This window comes from Arthrobacter sp. efr-133-TYG-120, assembly GCF_030209785.1.
Lineage (GTDB): Bacteria > Actinomycetota > Actinomycetes > Actinomycetales > Micrococcaceae > Arthrobacter.
In genome coordinates this window covers 1-21,993 of sequence record NZ_JARVRI010000012.1, presented here as the reverse complement: position 1 = coordinate 21,993, position 21,993 = coordinate 1, and the positions used below count along the sequence as shown (strand labels likewise).

The window sequence follows — 21,993 nt, the reverse complement described above, 5'->3', positions numbered from 1 at the left end:
GTGGCTATCGCGTGGTGATGCGGACGTGGAGATCCTCGGGTGACGGCTCCCAGCTGGCCGGATCCGCGTCGACTTGCTCCCCGGTGCGGATGTCCTTCACTTGGTGCTTGCCGTCGTCGTCCGTGAACCAGACGAAGGGAATGCCGCGTCGGTCGGCGAATTTGATCTGCTTGCCGAACTTCTCGGCCTTCGCCGCAACTTCGGTGGCGATCCCCCGTCCACGCAGCTGGGCCGCCACATCCTGGGCCGCAGACCAGCTGTCGTCGTTGTTCAGCGCCACCAGGACTGCCGTGGGAACCGAGCGCGACGCCGTCGCGAATTCCTGGCTCAAGATGCGGGAGACCAGGCGGGTCACGCCGATCGACAGCCCGACGCCGGGGAACTTGCGGTTGCCCTTGCTGGCGAGGGCGTCGTAGCGGCCGCCGGAGCAAATGGAACCGAGTTGCTCGTGTCCCACCAGGACGGTTTCGACGACCGTACCGGTGTAGTAGTCGAGGCCGCGGGCGATGCTCAGGTCGGCAACAACTTTGCCGGGGGCGCGCTGCACGGCAGCCTCGATGACTTGTTCCAGCTCGCTGAGGCCCTCTTCAAGAAGCTCGTCCGATACGCCAAGCGCACGCACCTGCGCCACGAAGGACGTGTCCTCGGTGCGGATGCTGGCAAGCTTCAAGGCAAGCGCTGCCTGCTCATCCGTGGCGCCAAGCTCGCTCCTGAGCAATTCGGCAACTTTCGCTTCGCCGATCTTTTCGAGCTTGTCGATGCTTCGAAGCACGCCGGCAGTGTCGGTGAGGCCGATACCGCGGTAGAAGCCCTCGGCGAGCTTGCGGTTGTTGATGCGCAGGCGGAAGTCCGGAATCGGAAGGGCGCTCAACGCTTCCGCGATGACAAGGGCGATCTCGACGTCGTAGCGGAAAGGCAGCTCGCCGTCGCCCACCACGTCGATGTCCGCCTGCGTGAACTCACGGGCGCGGCCCTCCTGGGGCCGCTCCCCCCGCCACACCTTCTGGATCTGGTAGCGGCGGAACGGGAACGCCAGGTAGCCGGCGTTCTCGACGACATAGCGGGCAAACGGCACCGTGAGGTCGAAGTGGAGCGCCAAGGCGTTGGGATCTGCCTTGTCCGACTTTCCGCCTTCGCCGCCGTCCTCGTCTTCCTGCAGCCGGCTCAGTCCGTATACCTCTTTGTCTATCTCGCCCTTGCGGAGAAGCTGGCCGACGGTTTCGACAGCGCGCGTCTCGATGGAAGAGAAGCCGTGGAGTTCAAACGTCTTGCGCAACGTGTCCAGCACATGCAGTTCCACCAACCGTTCCTGGGGAAGCCACTCGGGGAATCCGGACAGGGAGGCGGTACGGGCCATGGTGGAAATTTCTCCTCAATGATTGCGCGGGCCGGACCCAGCGCCACGAACCACGGGCCGATTCGGCTCAGGATGGGCTGGCGTCCAGCCAGTCATGCATAAACTATGTGCGGCAGCCAGTTTATGCTTTCGGCGCCTGCACATCTAATGCGGGCGCCCGGGTTCGGCTTGCTTGCGAGGGAAGCTTGTCCAGACAACCAGGAGGACCATTGTCTACAAGGCCGCGGGACAACCGTGAAGCCAAACGGCGCATCAGGCAGATGGAAGCCAAGCGCGAGCTTCGGCGTGCACAGGGCAAGCGCCGCCGCCGGGACAATGTGATCGCCGTCAGCGTGGGTGCCGCCGCCCTGATTGCCGCCGTCGTGCTCCAACTCACGGTGTTCAACTCGAATCCGAGCGAATCGGAGTTCGCAGCGGCCCAAGCCGGGCTGAGTTCGCCGTCCGCCTCTGCCAACCCCTCCGCTTCGGCCGCGGCGACGGGCTCGAATAGCGCCGGCATTCCCAAAGCGGACACGGCCGCAGGTAAGACTTTCACTGGCCAGCTCAGCCTCAATGGAGGGACAGTCGGCGTCGAACTGGATGGCACAACAGCTCCCCAGGCCGCAGCAGTGTTCAAATCCCTCACTGACGCGAGTTATTACAGCGGCCTCAAGTGCCCTCGATTGACTACCGCCGACAATTTCTCGGTGCTGCAGTGCGGAGCCAAGGGGACGGACACCACAGACGACCCCAACTTCCACTGGGGACCACTTGAGAACACCCCGGCGAACAACACCTACCCGGCCGGAACCATCGCCGTCGCCAGGACCGGCAACAACGCCTATGGCAACGGGCACCAGTTCTTCATTGTGTACAAGGACACCGTCATTCCCCCGGACTCCGCCGGCGGGTACACGGTGGTCGGCAAGGTGACGAGCGGCATGGACGTGGTGACGAAGATCGCCCAAGCCGGTATTAATCCGGGGAGCAGCGCCACCGACGGCACCCCTGTGGCAGCTGTCACGATAGACTCGTTTTCTCTGAAGTAACTAGCCCGGACCATGGTCCACGGCGCATTACCTTAGTAATCCCTCCAAGCGAAAGACTTTTAGCGGTGACAGACAGTCAGAAATCCGACGAAACTGCAGTAGTGGCCAACGACGAAGAAACCCAGGCTCCCGTAGCTGAGCAAGCCGGTGTTGCGCCGGTTGCCCCGGCCGAGCTCGCTGCCCCGGCAGAACCCGACGCCCCAGTGGCCGACGCGGCAGAACCCGATGCCCCGGTGGCCGACGCGGCAGAACCCGCGCCCAAGCCTGCCTCTCCGGCGCCACGTCCGGCCCCCTCGCATGCGCCCTCCCCCGCCGCATTTGCTGCCCGCCCCAAGGCAGCCGCCAGCGTTATTCCGGCCGCACCGGCAGCCCAGCCTACGGCTGTGTCCCTGGCGGAAGCCGCCAAGTGGGGGCGCGCCGAGGGTGACGGCCACGTCTTCCTGACCATCGACGGCGAAGAGCAGCCGGTGGGACAGTACCCGGGAGTGAGCACCGACGAGGCGCTGGCATACTTCGCCCGGAAGTACGACGACGTTGTTGCGCAGATCGTTTTGATGGAACACCGCGTGGAGTCCAAGGCCCCGGCCACGGACATGCAGAAGACGGTCGAGCACCTGCGTGAGCAGCTGGCAGAGCGAAACATGGTGGGCGACATCCGCACTGCCGAGGCTCGACTCGATGCCTTGGCTGGACAGATTTCCGAGTTGGAGAAGTCCGAGAAAGCTGCACACGACGCCGCACGATCCGCGGAGCTCGCGGCACGCGAGGCGATCGTCGCCGAAGCCGAATCCATCGCATCCCAGGATCCGTCCCAGGTCCAGTGGAAGACGTCCAGCGCCCGCATGAACGAACTCTTCGAGAGCTGGAAGACAGCCCAGAAGAACGGCATCCGGCTTGGACGAAGCAACGAGGACGCGCTGTGGAAGCGGTTCCGCTCGGCCCGTACCGTCTTTGACCGCCACCGCCGTGCGTACTTCTCCCAGTTGGACAGCACCAACTCGGCGGCCAAGGTCGCCAAGGAACAGCTGATCGTCGAGGCCGAAGCCCTCTCCAGTTCCACGGATTGGGGATTCGCCGCCGGCGAATACCGCCGTCTCATGGACCAGTGGAAGGCTACGCCTCGCGCCAGCCGCAAGGATGACGACGCCCTCTGGCTCCGTTTCCGTGCCGCGCAGGACGTATTCTTCAGCAACCGCCAGGCTGCCAACGACGAGATCGACCAGCAGTACACGGCAAACCTTGCCGTCAAGGAAGAGCTCGTTGTCGAGGCACAGGCCCTGCTGCCGATCACGGACCTCAATGCTGCCAAGAAGGCCCTGCAGTCCATCCGCGACCGCTGGGAAGAAGCCGGCAAGGTGCCGCGCGCCGACATGGGCAGGATCGAAGCCGGCCTTCGCAAGGTTGAGGACGCCGTCCGCGACGCCGAAGAGGACAAATGGCGCCGGAGCAACCCGGAGACGAAGGCCCGCACCAACAGCGCCTTGTCGCAGCTGGAAGCGGCTATCGCCGGCCTGAGGGAAGACCTGGAAAAGGCCGAAAAGGCCGGAGACCAGCGCCGCATCAAGAACGCCCGCGAGGCCCTTGAAGCACGAGAGGCCTGGCTTGACCAGATCCAGCGTTCGGCAAGCGATCTCGCGTAGTAGTAGAGCTTGAACCAACAGGCCCCGTGCCGGTTATCCACATAACCGACACGGGGCCTGTTCCCGTTGCGGCAGCCACGCGATGATTGCTGAATGGCCCCGAGATTACCGCCTCCGCAGCAACAGGACTTCCCTGCCCAAGAGCTGTACGCGCCCAGCCCGCAGTTCACGTGGGCCGAGCTTCAATCAATGGCTACGGACGGCGTGCTCACACCACTCTACGAGAAGAGTTTCACTCCCTCGGGGCTGGATGTCACGCCTCGGCTCCGAGCCCGCGCGGCCGCCCTGGTGGTTCCGGATCGCATTCGCAGGAAGGTCATCGCGGGGCGCATGACGGCGGCCTGGATTTACGGTTGCGCGGATGCCCCAGAGAGGCTTTCGCTTCTCGTGGACGCCAAACACCGTATATCGAGCTTGCGTTCGGCCCGCGGCTGTATCCTGCACGAAGTCCGTTTAGGCCAACTGGACGTGGTCAGCATCGGCGGGCTGCTCGTGACCAGTCCCCTGCGGACGGCCGTGGATGTGGCCCTACACGTAGAAGCCAGCAGGGCCTTGCCCGCACTGCGGATGCTGCTGTCCCGGGATGAATTGGGCGTCCGGCTGCGGCTCTTGACCCTCGCGGTGGAGGCGTCCACGAGGGTGCCCCACAAGAAGGCTGCACTGCGCAAGATTGCCGCGTTGGCTCGGACCGCTGACCCGCCGCCTTCCGACGTCTTGCCGCCTAAGGTAGCCGCCTGAGTTGCTAGGTTCAGCTTCTCCTGCGGTTGCCCGTGGTCCGGTAGACGTCAAAGACCCCGTCGATCCTGCGCACGGCACTGAGCACGTGGTGAAGGTACTTAGGATCGCCCATTTCGAACGCGAAGCGGGAGATGGCTACCCGGTCGCTGGAGGTGTGCACGGAAGCAGCCAGGATGTTGACGTGGTTTTCCGAAAGCACGCGAGTGACATCCGAAAGCAACGACTTCCGGTCCAAGGCTTCCACCTGGATCTCCACCAGGAAGACGCTGGATTGGGTCGGAGCCCATTCAACCTCGACGATGCGATCGGGCTGGTCACGGAGGTCCGAGACATTCGTACAGTCCGTGCGGTGTACCGACACCCCCGAGCCGCGGGTCACGAACCCGAGGATCGGATCAGGCGGTACAGGCGTGCAGCAGCGGGCCAGCTTCACCCAGACATCCCCCACGCCGCGGACAATGACGCCGGAGTCCGAGTACCGGGTCTTCTGGAGTTGCGAGGGAATGCTGACTTCGTCCAGGTCCTCATCGGGCGTCTCATGCCCACCGAGGTGCTCCATGAGCTTTTCCATGACGGACTGTGCCGAAGTGTGCCCGTCTCCGACGCCGGCATACAGGCCGGAAATGTCGACGTAGTGGAATTCCTCGGCCACCGTGGACAAGGCGTCATGTGTCATGAGCCGTTGCAGGGGCAGGTTCTGCTTACGCATGGCGCGGGTCAGCTGGTCCTTGCCCCGCTCGATGGCCTCTTCGCGGCGTTCCTTGCTGAACCACTGCCGGATCTTGTTGCGCGCCCGGGCGCTTTTGACGAAATGCTGCCAGTCCTGGCTCGGTCCTGCGCCCTCGGCCTTGGAGGTGAAGATCTCCACCCAGTCGCCGTGATTGAGTTCGCTGTTGAGCGGAACCAGCTTGCCGTTGACGCGCGCACCGATGGTCCGGTGACCCACTTCGGTGTGCACCGCGTAGGCGAAGTCCACCGGTGTCGATCCTGCGGGAAGGGCCATGACCTCGCCCTTGGGGGTGAAGACGAACACTTCCCGGGCATTGATTTCAAAACGCAGCGAGTCCAGGAATTCGCCCGGATCCGATGTTTCCTGCTGCCAGTCGACCAGGGAACGCAACCAGCCCATGTCGCCGTCCTTGGGGCTCCCCGGACCTACGGCGGTCCGGTTGGGCTGGTCCTTGTACTTCCAGTGTGCCGCCACGCCATACTCGGCACGCCGATGCATTTCGTGGGTACGGATCTGGATCTCAACGGGCTTGCCCCCGGGACCGATCACGGTGGTGTGCAAGGACTGGTACATGTTGAACTTCGGCATGGCGATGTAGTCCTTGAACCGTCCCGGAAGGGGGTTCCAGCGCGAATGCAAGGTGCCAAGAGCCGCGTAACAGTCACGGACGGAATCCACGAGGACACGCACGCCCATGAGGTCGTTGATGTCGTCGAAGTCCTTGTCCCGGACAATCATCTTTTGGTAGATCGAGTAGTAATGCTTGGGCCGGCCCGTGATGGTGGCCTTGATGCGGGCGACGCGCAGGTCTTCGGCAATCTGGTTGCGGATGACACTCAGGCTCTTCTCGCGCTCCGGAGTGCGGTCCCCCACCATCCGGACGATTTCTTCATACACCTTCGGGTACAAGGCGGCGAAGGAAAGATCCTCAAGTTCCCATTTGATGGTGTTCATACCAAGGCGGTGGGCCAGCGGTGCAAAGATCTCAAGTGTTTCGCGCGCTTTGCGGGCGGAAGATTCAGCGGAAACAAAGCGCCACGTACGGGCGTTGTGCAGCCGGTCCGCCAGCTTGATCATCAGTACCCGGATGTCCTTGGCCATGGCCACGACCATCTTGCGGACGGTCTCGGACTGTGCGGCCTCACCGAATTGGACTTTGTCCAGCTTGGTGACGCCGTCCACGAGCATCGCGACCTCGGGGCCGAAATCGCGCGTCAGGTCAGCGAGGGTGTAGGGAGTGTCCTCGACGGTGTCGTGCAGGAGTGCAGCAGCAAGGGTTGTGCCTGTGAGGCCCAGCTCGGCCAGGATCGTGGCCACCGCAACGGGGTGGGTGATGTACGGATCGCCGCTCTTCCGCTTCTGGCCCTGATGGCTGCGCTCTGCCACGGTAAAGGCCCGCTGGATGAGATCGAGGTCTTCTTTGGGGTTGTTGGCCCTGACGGTCCGCAGGAGCGGTTCGAGGATGGGCGAATAGGTGCTGGTGCCCCGTCCCGTCAACTTCGCCAGCCTGGAGCGCGTCCGCTCGCGTCGTCCGGGGAACGTCGGGCGCACGCCCGGGGAGTCCACGGGCACACCGTCCACGGTGCTTCCCGTAGCTGCAGTTGCGGTGCCGGGCACGCGGCTCAGGCCGTCCTCTCCGCCCGCCGGCGGCGCCGACGTCGTACGTTCCTCCACAAAAGCACCTCTCACGACTGACTTAATTCTCCAAGTCTATTCCCGCTGGTGAGCTCTCCAAGAACCGGTACCCAGATGACGGAGCCGGGAACGCAAAAGGGCCGGTCACCACTTTTCGGCGGTGACCGGCCCTTCAAGGGGAAACGAGGCTAAACGGCCGCTGCTTCCGAGTTCGCGCTGACGGCTGCCGCGCGCCGGGTCGCCACCTTCTTGGCCTGCTTCTGCAGCTCGGGTTCGCTCTGGCGCAGCCACGCGTAGAGCGGAGCCGCGATGAAGATCGTCGCCGCCGTACCGATCAGGATGCCGACGAACAGGGCGAGGGACAGGTCGCGGAGCGTGCCGGCGCCTAACAGTCCAGCGCCGATGAACAGAATCGCGGCGACCGGCAATACTGCCACCATCATGGTGTTGATGGAGCGCACCAGGGTTTGGTTGACGGCAAGGTTGACCTCTTCGGCGAAAGTGCGCCGGCTGGAGGTCGCGATGTCCGAGGTGTTTTCACGGATCTTGTCGAAAACCACCACGGTGTCGTACAGGGAGTAGCTGAGGACCGTCAGGAAGCCGATGATGGCCGACGGTGTCACCTCGAAATCGCTCAAGGAGTAGACACCGGCCGTAGTGAACATCGTGACCAGCATGCCGGCAAGGGCAGAAACCGACATCTTCCAGGTGCGGAAGTACAACGCCATCAAAAGAGCGGCCAGCCCAACGAACACCGCAAGGCCGATCAGGGCCTGCTTGGTGACATCCTGCCCCCAGGTGGGGCCGATGAAGGTCGAGGTGACCTGGTTTTCGGTCACGCCGTAGGCCTTCGCGAGATCCGTCTTGATCTTGATGGTCTGGTCATCGCTGAGTTTGTCGGTCTGGATGCGCATAGTGCTACCAGCGACGTTGGCGACGCGCGGAACGGCACCAGCAACGACGTCGTGGACTGCCTTCTCGCCCGGGGCGGATTCGGTGGTCTTCACGTTGGACACCGTGAACTCGGAGCCGCCCCGAAAGTCGATTCCGAGGTTGTACCCGCCCTTGACCACCGGCAGGAGGATGGAGATCGCCACCGCTACTGCGGCGATGATGAACCAGATCTTCTTGCTGGAAACGAAGTTGTAAGAACGCTTGCCCGTGTAGAGCTCGTTGCCGAACTTTGCGAAGCTCGTGGTCATTACTTCTCCTCCTTGGTGCCGTTGGAAGAACCAGTCAACTGGGCCTGCTTCTCGGCAAGCCGGCGTTCGGCGATGGTCATGCGGCGCTCGGCTTCAGCGGCAGCACCGGTGTTGCGGGCGCGCACGACGGCGGGCTTCTCCGTTGGCGTGCGGAGCCGGCCGGCACCGCGGTACAGCGGCACGGCGCCCAGTCGCTCAGGGTCGAGGCCGGAGAAGCGGTGCCCCTCGCCGAAGAACTTGGTCCGGGCCAGCACCTGGAGCGTGGGGTGCGTGAACATGAACACGACCAGGAGGTCTGCCAGCGCGGTGAGGCCAAGGGTGAAGGCGAAGCCGCGGACGTTTCCAACAGCGACGAAGTACAGCACCAAGGCCGCGAGCAGGTTGACGGCCTTGGACGCGAGGACCGTGCGCTTGGCGCGCTTCCAACCGTTCGCGACGGCGGACACGAGGCCCTTGCCCTCACGAAGTTCGTCACGGATGCGTTCGAAGTACACGATGAAGGAGTCTGCTGTCTGGCCAATGGCCACGATAAGACCTGCCACACCGGCAAGGGACAGCCGGTAGTTTTCAGTCCAGCCAAGGATCGCGATGGCTAGGTATGTCAGTCCACCGGCCACCACGAGCGAGAGGATGGTGACAAAGCCCAAGGCCCGGTACTGGAAGAGCGAATAGACCACCACGAGCAGGAGCCCGATCACACCGGCCATCAGGCCAAGACGAAGCTGCTCGCCACCGAGGGTGGCGGAAATCTGTTCCTCGGACTGGATATCGAAGCTGATGGGCAAAGCGCCGTAGCGAAGCTGGTCCGACAACGCCTGTGCCGAGGCCTGCGTGAAGTTACCCGTGATCTGCGGCTTGCCATCGGTAATGACTGCGAGGGCACGCGGCGCGGAAATAACCTGGTCATCCAGGACGATGGCGAACTGGGCCTTGGGGTCGTTGCCGCCCTGCGCCTGCGATGCCACGTAGAACTGGTTGAGCCTCTGCGTAACGTCCTTGAAGGTCTTGGTGGCGTTGGCATCGAACGTGATGGTCACGCCCCACGCATTGGTGACCGAGCCCTGCGCGCCCTGGACGGGATCGAAGGAGGACGACACGATGTCCTGGCCCTTCACTTCGACCGGGCCAAGGATGTACTTGACGGCAGGAGTCTTGGCCGTTGCCGGCTCGCAGGTCACCAGCGGCTTGGCGGGATCCGACCGCGGCTGCTTATCCTGGGCCGGGTTGACGCAGTCCAAGGCTTCGAAGGCCTTGTAGACGTCGGCTGTGACCCAGTTGCTGTCGCTGGCGTTGGTCGGCGCAGCGGTGGGCTTGGGCAGGCTCGCGTCCGGCGTGCGGGATGCGACCGGAACGGCCGCAGGGTCACCGGTGGTGATCACTGGGCGGAAGTTCATGTCGGCAGATGCCTGGATCAGGGCACGGGTTTCCGAACTTGGCGTACCGGGAAGGCTTACCACGACGTTACGGCCGGACTGCGTGGTGATTTCCGCTTCGGCGACACCGGAGCTGTCAACGCGTTGGCGGATAATCGCGACGGCCTGGTTCAACTGTTCTTCGTTGATGCCGGTTGATCCTTCGACCTTGGGCGCGAGAATCATTTGCGTGCCGCCCTCGAGGTCAAGCGCGAGCTTTGGGGCCCAGCTGGCGTGACCAGTGATGACGCCGCCACCGAGGACTGCTGTCAGTACAGCGAATATTGCGACAAGCCAGATCAGCACCCTGCGGGCTGCATTTTTGTGGCCGGTTCGTGCCATGTTCGATCTTCCTGTTGATGACGGAACAGCCGCCGACGTGCACGGGTGAGCGCAGGCCGGCGGCGATTCATTGCCGTAGAACTATTCCCGCTTGTAGAGCGGGTACGGGCTAGTTGTCCTTCTTGCCCTCGTCGTTGAGGCGCTTGAGGGTCTCGTCCGGGGTCTCCGCGGATGCAGATGCATCGGCATCCGCGGCCGTCAGCGACGACGCGTCGTCCGGAACGTCAACTGCGGCCTCCTCGGCGGGCTCAACGATCTTGGTGACGGCCTGGCGGTGCACCGTGGCGAGGTTGCCCGGGGACAGTTCCAGGACAACCTTGTTCTCGGCGTCGTCCATCGAGACGATTCGGCCGAACAGTCCGAAACTGGTCATGACGTCAACGCCGGGGGCAAACTGGGACTGCAGCTTGGCCTGCTGTTGCTGCGTCTTCTTGTTGCGGCGGAACATCATGAAGATGAAGACGCCGAGCATGGCGAACAGCAGGATTGTCATTGGATCCACAGGGAAGTTCCGTTCTTTACTTACGTTTTTGGTTTCACGGCCATGTCTGCCCGGTGGATCCGGCGGCCGTGGAGCTTTCGCCCACTTGGCCGCACAATGCTCCGACGGGCGGGCACAGAACCAAGGACTCGAACGTGCCGAGTGTCATACCAGTCTAGAGGGTTAAGCTGAATGGATCGTGCTAACGGCCGGTGTCGATGCTTTCCGCCCCGTTTTCGCTATCCTCGAACAACGCCAGCGGGTCCTGCCCGAACACTCCTGGCGGCACGGCGTATCCGAGGTGCGTCCAGGCTGACGCCATGGCAATCCTGCCGCGCGGCGTCCGTCCCAAGAGGCCTTCGCGCACCAGGTACGGCTCAGCGACCGTTTCGACGGTCTCCGGTTCCTCCCCCACGGCGATAGCGAGGGTGGACAGCCCTACGGGACCGCCGTTGAACTTGAGGATCAGGGCTTCCAGCACAGCACGGTCCAGGCGATCCAAGCCACGCTGGTCCACCTCGTACATGTCCAACGCAGCGGAGGCGGCACGGGCATCGATTTGTTCGATGCCGTGTACCAAAGCCCAGTCCCGGACACGGCGAAGCAGCCGGTTGGCGATACGCGGGGTTCCGCGGGAACGGCCCGCGATCTCGCTGAAGCCTGCCGAGTTGACCTTCAGGTCAAGCAGTCCGGCCGAGCGGCGCAGTACCAGTTCCAGCTCCGCCACTGAGTAGAACTCCAGGTGCCCGGTAAAACCAAAGCGGTCACGCAGCGGTCCAGGCAGCAGGCCGGCCCGCGTGGTGGCGCCCACGAGAGTGAAGGGCGGCAGCTCAAGCGGAATGGCAGTGGCGCCTGCGCCCTTGCCCACCACGATGTCCACCCGGAAGTCTTCCATGGCCATGTACAGCATTTCCTCTGCGGGCCGGGACATCCGGTGGATTTCGTCGAGGAAGAGCACTTCGCCTTCAGAAAGCGAGGAGAGGATGGCCGCAAGGTCTCCGGCGTGCTGGATGGCCGGCCCGCTGCTAATGCGCAAGGGTGCGTTCATCTCGGCGGCGATAATCATGGAGAGAGTGGTCTTGCCGAGCCCAGGAGGGCCCGAAAGCAGGACGTGGTCCGCGCTGCGGCCGCGCATCCTCGAGGCTTCCAGCACGAGCGAGAGTTGCTTTCGGACACGGTGCTGGCCTACGAAGTCGTGGAGGTTCTTCGGGCGAAGTGCGGCTTCGATGATGCGCTCTTCGGGTTCCTCTCCCCCGGTAACGAGGGACTGCTCAGCCACGGCTGCCTACCCGGTTTCCGGCGCGGGCGCCGTCCTGCCCGAGCCAGCGAAGGGTTGCGCGCAGGATCTGGGCGACGTTGCCGGCGTCGGCAAGTTCCGGGGAATCGGCCATTGCCTTGTCGATGCTGCCGGCAGCGTCCTTCTCCGACCAGCCCAGGCTCGTCATCGCGGCGACCACCTGCGGCTTCCAGACAGACTCGGCCGCGACGGCGGGGGCGGCCCCGGGCGCGGTGCCGTGGGGAACGAGTTTGCCCGCCAGTTCCAGGACGATCCTGCCGGCCACTTTCGGGCCGATACCGGGGACCTTGGTGAATGACTTGGCATCGCCGGAATGCGCGGCCACCCGGATCGCCTCGGGCTCGTGGACGGCCAGGACTGCAAGGGCCAGGCGCGGCCCCACCCCGCCCACACTGAGCAGGACATCGAAAACTTCGCGTTCGTCGTCGTTCGAGAAACCAAAGAGCGTCAGGGAGTCCTCCCGGACGATCAACGAAGTGAACAGCTTCGCTTCCTCGCCGACGTGCAGGTGGCTGAGGGTTTGGGGCGTGGCGTAGACGCTCATACCGGCGCCGTTGAGATCGATGACGGCCGTGGAGAGACTGACGTGTGCCACGGTTCCGCGGAGAAAACTGATCAAGACCCGGCTCCTGAAGTACTGCCCCGCGCATGCTGCGCCGCGGGCTATCCGAACATATCTACGAATAGCCTAGCAAGGGCCACCGACAATTACCGGGCGCGGCGCGCTTTCGCTTCGGCTTCAGCCCAGGCTCGCTGGGCGGGCGTCAATGCGCTGCTCCCCGGTCCGGTGGTGGCAACTGCGGCACCGCTGCCGGCCCGCCACGCGTGGGTGACAGCGAGGGCCAACGCGTCCGCGGCGTCGGCCGGGCGGGGCGGGGCGTCAAGACGAAGGATCTTGGTGATGAGTTTCGTCACCGCTTCCTTGTTGGAGGTGCCGCTTCCCGTCACGGCGGCTTTGACCTCCGACGGCGTGTGGAGCGCCACCGGGATGCCCCGCCGCGCGGCGGCCGCGATGACGACGCCGGATGCCTGGGCAACGCCCATGACCGTACTGACGTTCAACTGGGAGAAGACCCGTTCGACCGCGAGAACGTCGGGTTTATAGAGGTCCAGCCATTCATCGATGGCCTTGGCTATGACCAGCAGTCGCTGGTCCAATGATTGCTCCGGGGAGGTTCCCACGACGCAGACAGCTACCATCGTGGCGCGGCGGTTCCGTTCGACGTCGACCACTCCGATGCCGCAACGGGTGAGGCCCGGATCGACTCCCAATACGCGAAGAGTCAAGTCCGGGCCTCCCTGTTTGTTGTGAAGCTGTGTGGCAAGCGGGCGCTACTCGGCTTCGAGCGCAGCCTGGACTTCCTCGCTCATGTCCGCGTTGGTATAAACGTTCTGGACGTCGTCGAGATCCTCGAGGGCGTCGACGAGCTTCATGAACTTCTTGGCACCGTCAAGGTCCAGCGGCACCTGCATGGACGGGACGAATTCAGCTTCGTCCGTTTCGTATTCGATGCCGGCCTCCGTGAGGGCTTCGCGGATTGCCGGGAGATCGGTGGGCTCCGAGTGGATTTCCCAGTTGTCGCCGTTGTCCTTGACTTCTTCTGCGCCGGCGTCGAGCACTGCCATCAGGATGTCGTCTTCGCTGAGCCCGTTCTTGGGCAGGTTGACGACGCCCTTGCGGGTGAAGAGGTAGCTCACGGAGCCGGGATCGGCGATAGTGCCGCCGTTGCGGGAAATCGCCAGGCGGACCTCGGAGGCGGCACGGTTCTTGTTGTCCGTGAGGCACTCGATCAGGAGGGCGGAACCCTGCGGGCCGCGGGCCTCGTACATGATCTCCGTGTAGTCGACCACTTCGCCGGTGAGGCCGGCTCCGCGCTTGATGGCGCGGTCGATGTTGTCGGCGGGGACCGAGGTCTTCTTGGCTTTGGTCACAGCCAGTTCGAGGCTCGGGTTGCCGGCAAGGTCCGGTCCGCCCATGCGGGCCGCGACTTCGATGTTCTTGATCAGTTTGGCGAACGACTTGGCCCGGCGGCTATCGAGGATGGCCTTCTTGTGCTTGGTCGTCGCCCATTTGGAGTGGCCTGACATGCTTTAAACTTCCCCTCTGATCATTCGAATAAACAATTCATGCACGCGCTTCTCCCCAGTCACTTCCGGGTGGAAGGAGGTGGCCAGCAACCGACCTGAGCGCACTGCAACAATTCTAGCCAACCCGTGCAAAGTGTCCGTGTGGGTCGCTTTGCCCGGTTCCACCTGCGCAAGGATTTCGACGCCGGGTCCGACCCGTTCCACCCACGGTCCGCGGATGAAGACGGCGTGGACGGGGTCGACGCCGGACTCGCCTGCGCTGAACTCGAGGCCTTTGAAGTCAAGATCGGTTTCGAAGGACTCGCGCTGCCGGCCGAAGGCATTGCGACGGACCGTGATGTCCAATCCACCGAAAGTCTGCTGCGGATTTCCGGCGAGGTCCGTGGCGGGATCGGCGATGTCGTCCGCCAGCAGGATCATGCCGGCGCAGGATCCATACACCGGCAGCCCGGACGCGATCTGCTTGCGGATGGGATCGGCGAGTTCGAAGATCCGCGCCAGCTTGTCGATGGTAGTCGACTCGCCGCCGGGAATGATGAGGCCGTCAATGTCGTCGAGCTCCGCCGGACGCCGGATGCCGACGCCGGTGGCACCGGCCGCTTCGACGGCGTGGATGTGCTCACGAAAATCGCCTTGTAGTGCGAGGACGCCGATGCGCAGGCCAGCGCCCACGCTTGATGACGCCTCGGAAGGGGGATTGGTCATTCGACCATCATAATGCGCTGCCACTGCCGGGCTTGCGCCGGCAACCCGATCGCGGCTTTACGGCACGTGGTTTATGCACCAACTGGGATATATTACAGAGCATGTTTTCGTTCACCGTTCCACTCGGCAAGCTGGTCCGTGCTGTGTCCCGGCTGCGCGGCGGGGGTTCGGCTTTGCCCGGCCTCGTGGTCGAGAAGATCGACCCCGGCTTCATGCAGAGGACGCTGTCCTCGCTCCCCCACGGTGTGGCGGTGGTGAGCGGAACCAACGGCAAGACGACCACCACAAAAATGGTGGTGGAGCTCCTGGAAAGCCAGGGCTTGAAGGTCTTCACCAACCGGACGGGCAGCAACTTCACCCGTGGCGTTGCGGCCGCTCTCCTGGGTGAGGTGGACTGGCGCGGCAGGTTGGACGCCGACGTCGCGGTGTTGGAACTCGACGAGGCACACGCCGTGCATTTCGTGAACAAGGTGCCGCCGCGCTATTGCCTTCTCCTCAACGTCCTGCGCGACCAACTGGACCGTTTCGGCGAAATCGACACCACGGCGCTACTCCTCCAGCGCATCGCCGAGCGAACCACCGGGACCGTGGTCCTGAACCGCGAGGATCCCCGGGTCGCCCGTATTGCCGGAGCCGTGAGCGGCCCCGAGGTGCTCTACTTCGGATTGGACGAATCGCTCCGCAGCACCTTCCCGAACGACGACGACATGCGGGCCGCGGCTCCGGAAACCAGCCCCCGCGGTGAGGTCCCCGCATCCCCGGCGGCCGACGTCGTGCTCCGCCGGGTCGGTACCGACGACGCCGACTTCGAGTTCGACGGAACCCTTGTGTCCACGCACATGAAACTCCGCGGCGTCTACAACATCTTCAATGCCGCGGCCGCGTTGGTCCTCGCCAGGAGCATCACCGGGGCAAGCGGGCGGCCCGGCGACTCCGCCAAGCTGGTCAAGGCGCTCTCCGAAGTGGCTCCGGCGTTTGGCCGCGGGGAGAGCCTGACGGTGGACGGCCAGCCTTTTGAGTTGGTCCTCGTGAAGAACCCGAGCGGTTTCCGCCTGGGCCTGAAGTCTTTCCCGGCGAAGGGCTACGCTTCCATGATCGCCATCAATGACAACTATGCCGACGGCCGGGACATGTCGTGGCTTTGGGACGTTGAATTCGACTCCCTGCGCGAGGACGGTGTCGAGGTCGTCACCGGCGTCCGTGCCTATGACATGGCACTGCGCCTCCAGTACGACGAGGTCCGCTTCGGCTCAGTGGACACCGACATCACTGCGGCCTTGGCCGAATTCATCCGGGGTTCGGCCGGCAAACCGAAACGCGTATTCTGCACGTACACCGCGATGTTGGCCATCCGGCGCGAACTCTCCAAAATCACCACAGTAGAGGTGGTCTCATGACCCCGGCCGAAGGTACCGCACACACTAGCAAAGGCACCATCCGGGTCCTGCAGCTGTACCCCCGTGACATGAACATCTACGGGGACTGGGGCAATGCGCTCGTCTTGCGGCAGCGCCTGCTCTGGCACGGTTACACGCCCGAGCTCCTTGAATACAATGTGGGCGACGACTTCCCCGAAGATGTCGATCTCATTGTGGGCGGTGGCGGCCAGGACAGCGGCCAGGTAGTCATCCAGGACGATCTCCAGTCACGCGGCGAGCAACTGCGCGGGATGGCCGAGGACGGAACGCCCATGCTGGTCATTTGCGGGCTCTACCAGCTTTTCGGCAAGTTCTTCAAGACGAAGAGCGGACCTGTTATCCCCGGTATCGGCATCCTTGACGTCGAGACCATCGGTACGGACGAACGCCTCATCGGAAACGTCACGCTCACTTCACCCGAGTTCGGTGAAATCATGGGTTACGAAAACCACAGCGGACAGACCTCCCTGGGTGCCGGCGTCGAGCCGCTCGGCACCGTGTCCAAGGGTGCCGGCAACAACAGCAAAGACAACCACGAAGGCGCCAGGCACCGGAATGTGGTTGCCAGCTACTTGCACGGTTCCCTGTTGCCCAAGAATCCGGCCATCGCCGATTTCCTGATCCGGACCGCCGTCGAACGCAAGTACGGTACTTTCGTCCCCGGAACGCCCGACGACGACTTTGCCCGCCTCGCGCGCGAACACGCGGCGCGGCGGCCGCGCTAACACGGGAAAACCGTTGTGGGCGGGGCCCCTGCATGAAAGGGTTGCTTCATGACGAACCCTCTCTTGGAGCCGAGTACCCTTCCCTACGGATTGCCGCCCTTCGCAAAGATCCAGGACAGCCACTTCGCCGAAGCCGTTGATGCGGGCCTCGTTGAGCACCTGGCCGAGATCCAGTCCATCGTCGACAACCCGGAGCCCGCATCCTTCGAAAACACGGCGGTCGCGATGGAACGCTCCGGCCGCCTGCTGGAGCGGGCAGCGGCGGCCTTCTTCACATTGGTTTCCGCCGACGCCTCGGAGGCCATCCGCGAACTCGAAACCGAGCTGTCTCCCCGGTTCGTGAGCCATCAGGACGCGGTCTACCTCAACCACGGACTGTACGGGCGATTCGCGGCCGTAGACACCTCGGGACTCGATGACGAATCCATCCGCCTGGTGCAGGAGTACCTCCGCGAATTCCGCCAGTCGGGCATCCAGCTCGACCCGGCTGACCAGGAAAAACTCAAGAGCCTCAACGCGGAACTCTCCCGATTGGGAACGGAGTACGGGCAACGGGTCAAGGAAGCCATGAAGGCGGCCGCCCTGGTGGTGGATGACGCCACAGAACTTGCCGGCCTGCCGGCGGACGACATCGCCAGTGCTGCGGAGGCCGCACGCACTGCCGGGCACGAGGGAAAATACCTCCTGACTCTCATACAGCCGAGCAACCAGCCTGCTTTGGCTTCTTTGCAGAACCGCGAGCTCCGCCGTCGCCTGTTTGAGGCGTCCGTTGCGAGGGGAAGCGACGGCAGCAGCCTGGACGTCCTGGAACTGGTGAAGGCGATGGTGCGTTTGCGGGCCGAGAAGGCGACACTCCTCGGATTCGGCAACTACGCCGAAATGGTCATGGACCGCCAGACCGCCCCCGATTTCGCGGCCGTGCAAGCGATGCTCAACCGACTTGCTCCGGCCGCCATCCGCAACGCCGATGCAGAAGCGGCTGCCCTGGCGGAGAGCGCAGGGCACCCATTGGAAGCATGGGACTGGGCGTACTACTCCTCGAAGGTCCGGCGGGAGCGCTACGAAGTGGACGAACAACTCCTTCGGCCCTATTTCGAATTGGACCGGGTACTCGTGGACGGCGTGTTCTTCGCAGCCACGAGCCTCTTCGGTATTACTTTCCACGTGCGGAATGACCTTGAGGGGTACCACCCCGATGTCCGCGTCTGGGAGGTGCGAAACGGAGACGGCTCCGAGCTTGGTCTCTTCCTGGGCGACTACTACGCGCGGGACTCAAAGCGCGGCGGCGCCTGGATGAACTCGCTCGTCGAACAATCAGCACTCCTGGGTAACAAGCCGGTGGTGATCAACAACCTGAACATCTCCAAACCGCCGGCCGGAGAACCCACCCTGCTTACCCTGGACGAGGTCCGGACCACGTTCCACGAGTTCGGCCATGCCTTGCACGGACTCTTCTCCAACGTCATGTATCCCCGGTTTTCCGGCACCTCGGTCCCCCGGGACTTCGTGGAGTATCCGTCGCAGGTCAACGAGATGTGGATCATGTGGCCCGAGATTATCGGTAACTACGCCCGGCATCACGCGACTGGCGAAGCGCTTCCCCAGGACATCATCGACCGCCTCAACGAGTCCAAGCTTTGGGGCGAAGGCTTCGCCACGACGGAATACCTCGGCGCCGCCCTTTTGGACCTGGCCTGGCACGTGCTGGACGTCGACGGCGTTCCTCAGGACGCGCTGGACTTCGAAGCCAAGGCATTGGCTGCTGCAGGCGTGGCGCACTCCCTCATTCCGCCCCGGTACCGCACGGGGTACTTCCAGCACATCTTCGCCGGGGACTTCTACGCCGCCGGGTACTACTCGTACATCTGGAGTGAAGTGCTGGACGCGGAAACGGTGGACTGGTTCACGGAAAAAGGCGGGCTGCTGCGCGAGAACGGCGAACGATTCCGTTCGGAGCTGCTCTCCCGTGGCAACAGCCGCGATCCGTTGGAATCATTCCGCACGCTCCGCGGCCGCGACGCCTCCCTCGAGCCGCTCCTCAAGCGCCGCGGCCTCGAATAGCTGCTGGGCCGCCCCAACTGACTCGCAGTTAATGTCGTTATGGAGCCTCATAACGACAACAACTGGGAGTCAGTTGGGTTAACGCACGATGCCGGCCGGTCACCGAAGAAGGTGACCGGCCGGCGTCGTACTTAGCGGGAGAGCGATGCGATGGACGGTGCGACCCGCCAACGCAAGGCGCCGTACTTAGCCGCGGTTACACGTAGGCGGCGCAGCCGCGGCAGCGAGTCGAGGGGAATAGCAGGCCGAGGATCAGCGCCGACCGGCGCCAACAAACCGCGCCGTCTGGCGCGTCGGCTTAACGAAGGCCTACCAGCCGCGCTCGGCGAGGCGGTGGGGCTCCGGGATTTCCTCGACGTTGATGCCCACCATGGCTTCGCCCAGGCCGCGGGAGACCTTGGCGATGACGTCGGGGTCGTCGAAGAAGGTGGTGGCCTTCACGACGGCGGCGGCACGCTGGGCCGGGTTGCCGGACTTGAAGATGCCCGAACCGACGAACACGCCGTCCGCACCGAGCTGCATCATCATCGCAGCGTCGGCCGGGGTGGCGATGCCGCCGGCAGTGAACAGCACCACGGGGAGCTTGCCGGTGGCGGCAACTTCCTTGACGAGCTCGTACGGGGCCTGCAGTTCCTTGGCCGCAACGTAGAGTTCGTCCTCGGGCAGGATGGAGAGGCGGAGGATCTCGGCGCGGATCTGGCGCATGTGGGTGGTGGCGTTGGAGACGTCCCCGGTGCCGGCCTCGCCCTTGGAGCGGATCATGGCCGCGCCCTCGTTGATACGGCGCAGCGCCTCACCGAGGTTGGTGGCACCACAGACGAAGGGAACGGTGAAGTTCCACTTGTCGATGTGGTGGGTGTAGTCGGCCGGGGTCAGGACCTCGGACTCGTCGATGTAGTCAACACCGAGGGACTGCAGGACCTGTGCCTCGACGAAGTGGCCGATGCGGGCCTTGGCCATGACGGGGATGGACACCGCGGCGATGATCTGGTCGATCATGTCCGGGTCCGACATGCGGGACACGCCACCCTGGGCGCGGATGTCCGCGGGAACGCGCTCGAGCGCCATGACGGCCACGGCACCGGCATCTTCGGCGATGCGGGCCTGCTCGACGTTGACGACGTCCATGATGACGCCGCCCTTGAGCATCTCGGCCATGCCGCGCTTGACGCGGCTGCTGCCCGTAACGCTGGCTGCGGACGAACCGGCTTCGTTGCTTACATCAGGTGTAGACACAAAAACCCCTATGGGTAGATAGAAGACCTTGGCCGGGGCGCAGGCGGACGGGGGCCACACACAGCGCGCACCGGATTTCCAGGTCACATTGACCAAGTAACTTCAATACTAGTCCCCCGCGCTGTGACCGTCGTACTTGATTACCAGCCTCGGCCACGCGGTCGCGCCGGCACCGGCGGGCGTCGCGCACCGGGTGATATTGGTCCCGCGTGTCGCGGCTACTTCAGGTGCATTGACGGCAGCAAGTTGGTGGGCGGATTGACGGCGCGGGAATCTGTCTTCTGCAATTGTGAGTGCGGCGCCGGCCCGATCGCCGACGCGATCCGGGTTCATTGGGAGCTCAGCACCTGATTCTTGGGACGTGTTTTCCTTGTTTCGCTTGTCGCGACGCCGAACGGCCGTGCGGGAGGTAAAAATGTCCGACCCCCGTGACAGGGTTTATTCATGGAAGGCATCGGTCAACTCGTCGCACCTCGGGCGGCCGCGCCCGACGGCGGGATCCCGTCGCCGGGACGCCTGTCCCGCCGGCTGAAGCCCGTCCCCGCCCGGCACGCCCAGCTCCAATTCGCAGCGCAGTTCCAAAACCCTTCCCAGTTCCAAAGCCCTTCCCGGCCCCGAAACCCGGCCGCCGCGCCGTCCACCGCGGGTGGCCTTGACCGGGCGGTCGCGGCGATGGATGCGCTGCGCTCAACCGCCGTCGCCGACGCCCGCTCGTTCGGTTTCCTTGATGGCGGATTTCGCCGGCACGGTCGAAGAGATCTCCCGGACGGTCGAGTTCCTGCAGCTCGTCGCGGCCCAGGCCGTGGAACGGACCCGCAGCGAAGCCCAGGCCTCCCGCCGGCCGTCCGCGGCGCCGGGCTGGCGGACCGGCTGGACCGAACCCGCCGCAGCCGATACGGGAACCGCAGCAGCGGACGCGGGAGGTCAGTCAGACCCGGCAACCGCGCCGGATGCGCCGGGGTCCGCGCCCGGCCCCACGGCAGCGGCCGCGGTCGACGACGGCTACCGGAACGCCGCCGAATTCCTGCGCGCCCGGCTGCGGATCGGCATCGGCGAAGCCCGGCGCCGGCTCACCCTGGCCGCCGGCGTGCTCCCGCAGACAGGACTCACCGGACAAGACCTCCCCGCACGCCACGAAGTCCTCGCCGCGGCCCTGTCCACCGCAGCCGTGCCGACCCGCTCGGCCACGATCATCAGCACGGCCCTGGAGCAGGTACGCCACCACGCCGACGCGGACACCGCCCGGCAGATGGAACACTCCCTCACCCGCACCGCCATGGAAAGCGATCCCGACTTCGTGCACCGGACGGCCAAACGCTGGATCGACGCCATCGACCAGGACGGAACCGAACCCGGCGAGGAAGAACTCCGCCACCGCCAAGGAGCGTTCATCCGCAAACCCCGCCACGGCCTGCACCACCTGGAAATCTTCGCCACCGCCGAACAATACGAAACCCTCGCCACCGCCATGAACACCGCCACCAACCCCCGCCTCCAGCACACCACCGACACCGACGCAGCCGACGGCGACGGCGCGGCTGACACCGGCCTGGACCGCCGCTCCCGGGCCCAGAAACTCCTCGACGGACTCACCGGCGCCTGCGCAGCGGCCCTGACCACCGGGCAACTGCCCGCCAACGGCGGCCTCCGGCCCCAGGTCATGGTCACCATCGACTACCAAGACCTCCTCAACCGCCTCCAACACCTCGAACACCTCGACCGCGAAACGCCCACCCGCCCCGGCCCGCGCCTCAGCAGCGGCGCGTCCACGTTCCAGGGCCCCATCCACCCCGCCATCATCCGCAAGATCGCCTGCGACGCGGACATCATCCCCGTCCTGCTCGGCAGCGACAGCCGCGTCCTGGACATCGGCCGCACCACCCGCATCTTCCCGCCCC

At 64.4% G+C, this 21,993-nt stretch carries 18 protein-coding genes; 7 read left to right on the top strand and 11 right to left on the bottom strand.

The features are described from left to right. Window positions 1–4 precede the first annotated feature (4 nt). Window positions 5–1,357, bottom strand: a complete 1,353-nt coding sequence (hisS, locus tag QRN51_RS07265; RefSeq protein WP_284989265.1) for a histidine--tRNA ligase — start codon at window positions 1,355–1,357, stop codon at window positions 5–7. Window positions 1,358–1,617: 260 nt separating this feature from the next. On the opposite strand from hisS, the gene QRN51_RS07260 reads away from it, so the two are divergent. The 3 genes from QRN51_RS07260 (at window position 1,618) to QRN51_RS07250 (ending at window position 4,763) form a co-directional block, all read left to right on the top strand. Next, window positions 1,618–2,385, top strand: a complete 768-nt coding sequence (locus tag QRN51_RS07260; protein ID WP_370872108.1) for a peptidylprolyl isomerase — start codon at window positions 1,618–1,620, stop codon at window positions 2,383–2,385. A gap of 65 nt (window positions 2,386–2,450) precedes the next feature. Continuing rightward, the gene (locus tag QRN51_RS07255) at window positions 2,451–4,025 is read left to right on the top strand and encodes a DUF349 domain-containing protein (RefSeq protein WP_284989263.1); all 1,575 of its coding nucleotides are present in this window, start codon (window positions 2,451–2,453) and stop codon (window positions 4,023–4,025) included. Window positions 4,026–4,118: 93 nt separating this feature from the next. Then, a complete protein-coding gene (locus QRN51_RS07250) occupies window positions 4,119–4,763 on the top strand; it encodes a type IV toxin-antitoxin system AbiEi family antitoxin (RefSeq protein ID WP_284989262.1) in 645 nt (214 codons plus the stop codon). A 10-nt stretch (window positions 4,764–4,773) separates the two neighbouring features. Here QRN51_RS07250 and QRN51_RS07245 read toward each other — a convergent pair whose 3' ends face one another. From QRN51_RS07245 to pdxT, 9 genes are all read right to left on the bottom strand, one after another. Next, window positions 4,774–7,167 carry a RelA/SpoT family protein gene (locus QRN51_RS07245; RefSeq protein WP_272909578.1) on the bottom strand — a complete coding sequence of 798 codons (2,394 nt, stop codon included), beginning with the start codon at window positions 7,165–7,167 and terminating at the stop codon, window positions 4,774–4,776. Between the two features lie 149 nt (window positions 7,168–7,316). Further along, on the bottom strand, window positions 7,317–8,330 hold the full coding sequence (gene secF / locus QRN51_RS07240; protein WP_284989261.1) for a protein translocase subunit SecF: 1,014 nt from the start codon (window positions 8,328–8,330) through the stop codon (window positions 7,317–7,319). Then, window positions 8,330–10,084: a protein translocase subunit SecD gene (secD, locus tag QRN51_RS07235; protein WP_284989260.1), complete on the bottom strand. Its 1,755-nt coding sequence runs from the start codon at window positions 10,082–10,084 to the stop codon at window positions 8,330–8,332. The genes secF and secD overlap by 1 nt, the downstream gene beginning before the upstream one ends. Window positions 10,085–10,193: 109 nt before the next feature. Further along, window positions 10,194–10,577, bottom strand: a complete 384-nt coding sequence (yajC, locus tag QRN51_RS07230) for a preprotein translocase subunit YajC (RefSeq protein ID WP_059389206.1) — start codon at window positions 10,575–10,577, stop codon at window positions 10,194–10,196. Window positions 10,578–10,767: 190 nt separating this feature from the next. After that, window positions 10,768–11,844, bottom strand: coding sequence for a Holliday junction branch migration DNA helicase RuvB (ruvB, locus tag QRN51_RS07225; RefSeq protein ID WP_284989259.1), 1,077 nt, complete (start codon window positions 11,842–11,844; stop codon window positions 10,768–10,770). Beyond that, window positions 11,837–12,481, bottom strand: coding sequence for a Holliday junction branch migration protein RuvA (gene ruvA / locus QRN51_RS07220; protein WP_284989258.1), 645 nt, complete (start codon window positions 12,479–12,481; stop codon window positions 11,837–11,839). Before ruvA ends, ruvB begins: the two co-directional genes overlap by 8 nt. Window positions 12,482–12,570: 89 nt before the next feature. Beyond that, complete coding sequence (ruvC, locus tag QRN51_RS07215) at window positions 12,571–13,149, bottom strand: crossover junction endodeoxyribonuclease RuvC (protein WP_078108969.1); 579 nt, start codon at window positions 13,147–13,149, stop codon at window positions 12,571–12,573. Between the two features lie 45 nt (window positions 13,150–13,194). Continuing rightward, complete coding sequence (locus tag QRN51_RS07210; RefSeq protein WP_059390284.1) at window positions 13,195–13,950, bottom strand: YebC/PmpR family DNA-binding transcriptional regulator; 756 nt, start codon at window positions 13,948–13,950, stop codon at window positions 13,195–13,197. 3 nt (window positions 13,951–13,953) lie between these two features. Continuing rightward, window positions 13,954–14,655: a pyridoxal 5'-phosphate synthase glutaminase subunit PdxT gene (pdxT, locus tag QRN51_RS07205; protein ID WP_059390283.1), complete on the bottom strand. Its 702-nt coding sequence runs from the start codon at window positions 14,653–14,655 to the stop codon at window positions 13,954–13,956. Window positions 14,656–14,756: 101 nt separating this feature from the next. Here pdxT and QRN51_RS07200 point away from each other — a divergent pair, with 101 nt between their 5' ends. The 3 genes from QRN51_RS07200 to QRN51_RS07190 are packed head-to-tail and all read left to right on the top strand — an operon-like array spanning window position 14,757 to window position 18,859. Beyond that, window positions 14,757–16,052, top strand: a complete 1,296-nt coding sequence (locus QRN51_RS07200; RefSeq protein ID WP_284989257.1) for a Mur ligase family protein — start codon at window positions 14,757–14,759, stop codon at window positions 16,050–16,052. Then, a complete protein-coding gene (locus tag QRN51_RS07195; RefSeq protein ID WP_284989256.1) occupies window positions 16,049–16,798 on the top strand; it encodes a type 1 glutamine amidotransferase in 750 nt (249 codons plus the stop codon). The genes QRN51_RS07200 and QRN51_RS07195 overlap by 4 nt, the downstream gene beginning before the upstream one ends. Window positions 16,799–16,846: 48 nt before the next feature. Next, window positions 16,847–18,859 carry a M3 family metallopeptidase gene (locus QRN51_RS07190; RefSeq protein ID WP_284989255.1) on the top strand — a complete coding sequence of 671 codons (2,013 nt, stop codon included), beginning with the start codon at window positions 16,847–16,849 and terminating at the stop codon, window positions 18,857–18,859. Window positions 18,860–19,168: 309 nt separating this feature from the next. On the opposite strand, the gene pdxS is transcribed toward QRN51_RS07190, so the two are convergent. Then, a complete protein-coding gene (gene pdxS / locus QRN51_RS07185) occupies window positions 19,169–20,095 on the bottom strand; it encodes a pyridoxal 5'-phosphate synthase lyase subunit PdxS (RefSeq protein ID WP_284989254.1) in 927 nt (308 codons plus the stop codon). Between the two features lie 727 nt (window positions 20,096–20,822). Here pdxS and QRN51_RS07180 point away from each other — a divergent pair. Further along, window positions 20,823–21,993, top strand: a 1,171-nt coding sequence (locus QRN51_RS07180) for a DUF222 domain-containing protein (RefSeq protein WP_350224962.1), incomplete at its 3' end; no start/stop codon positions are given.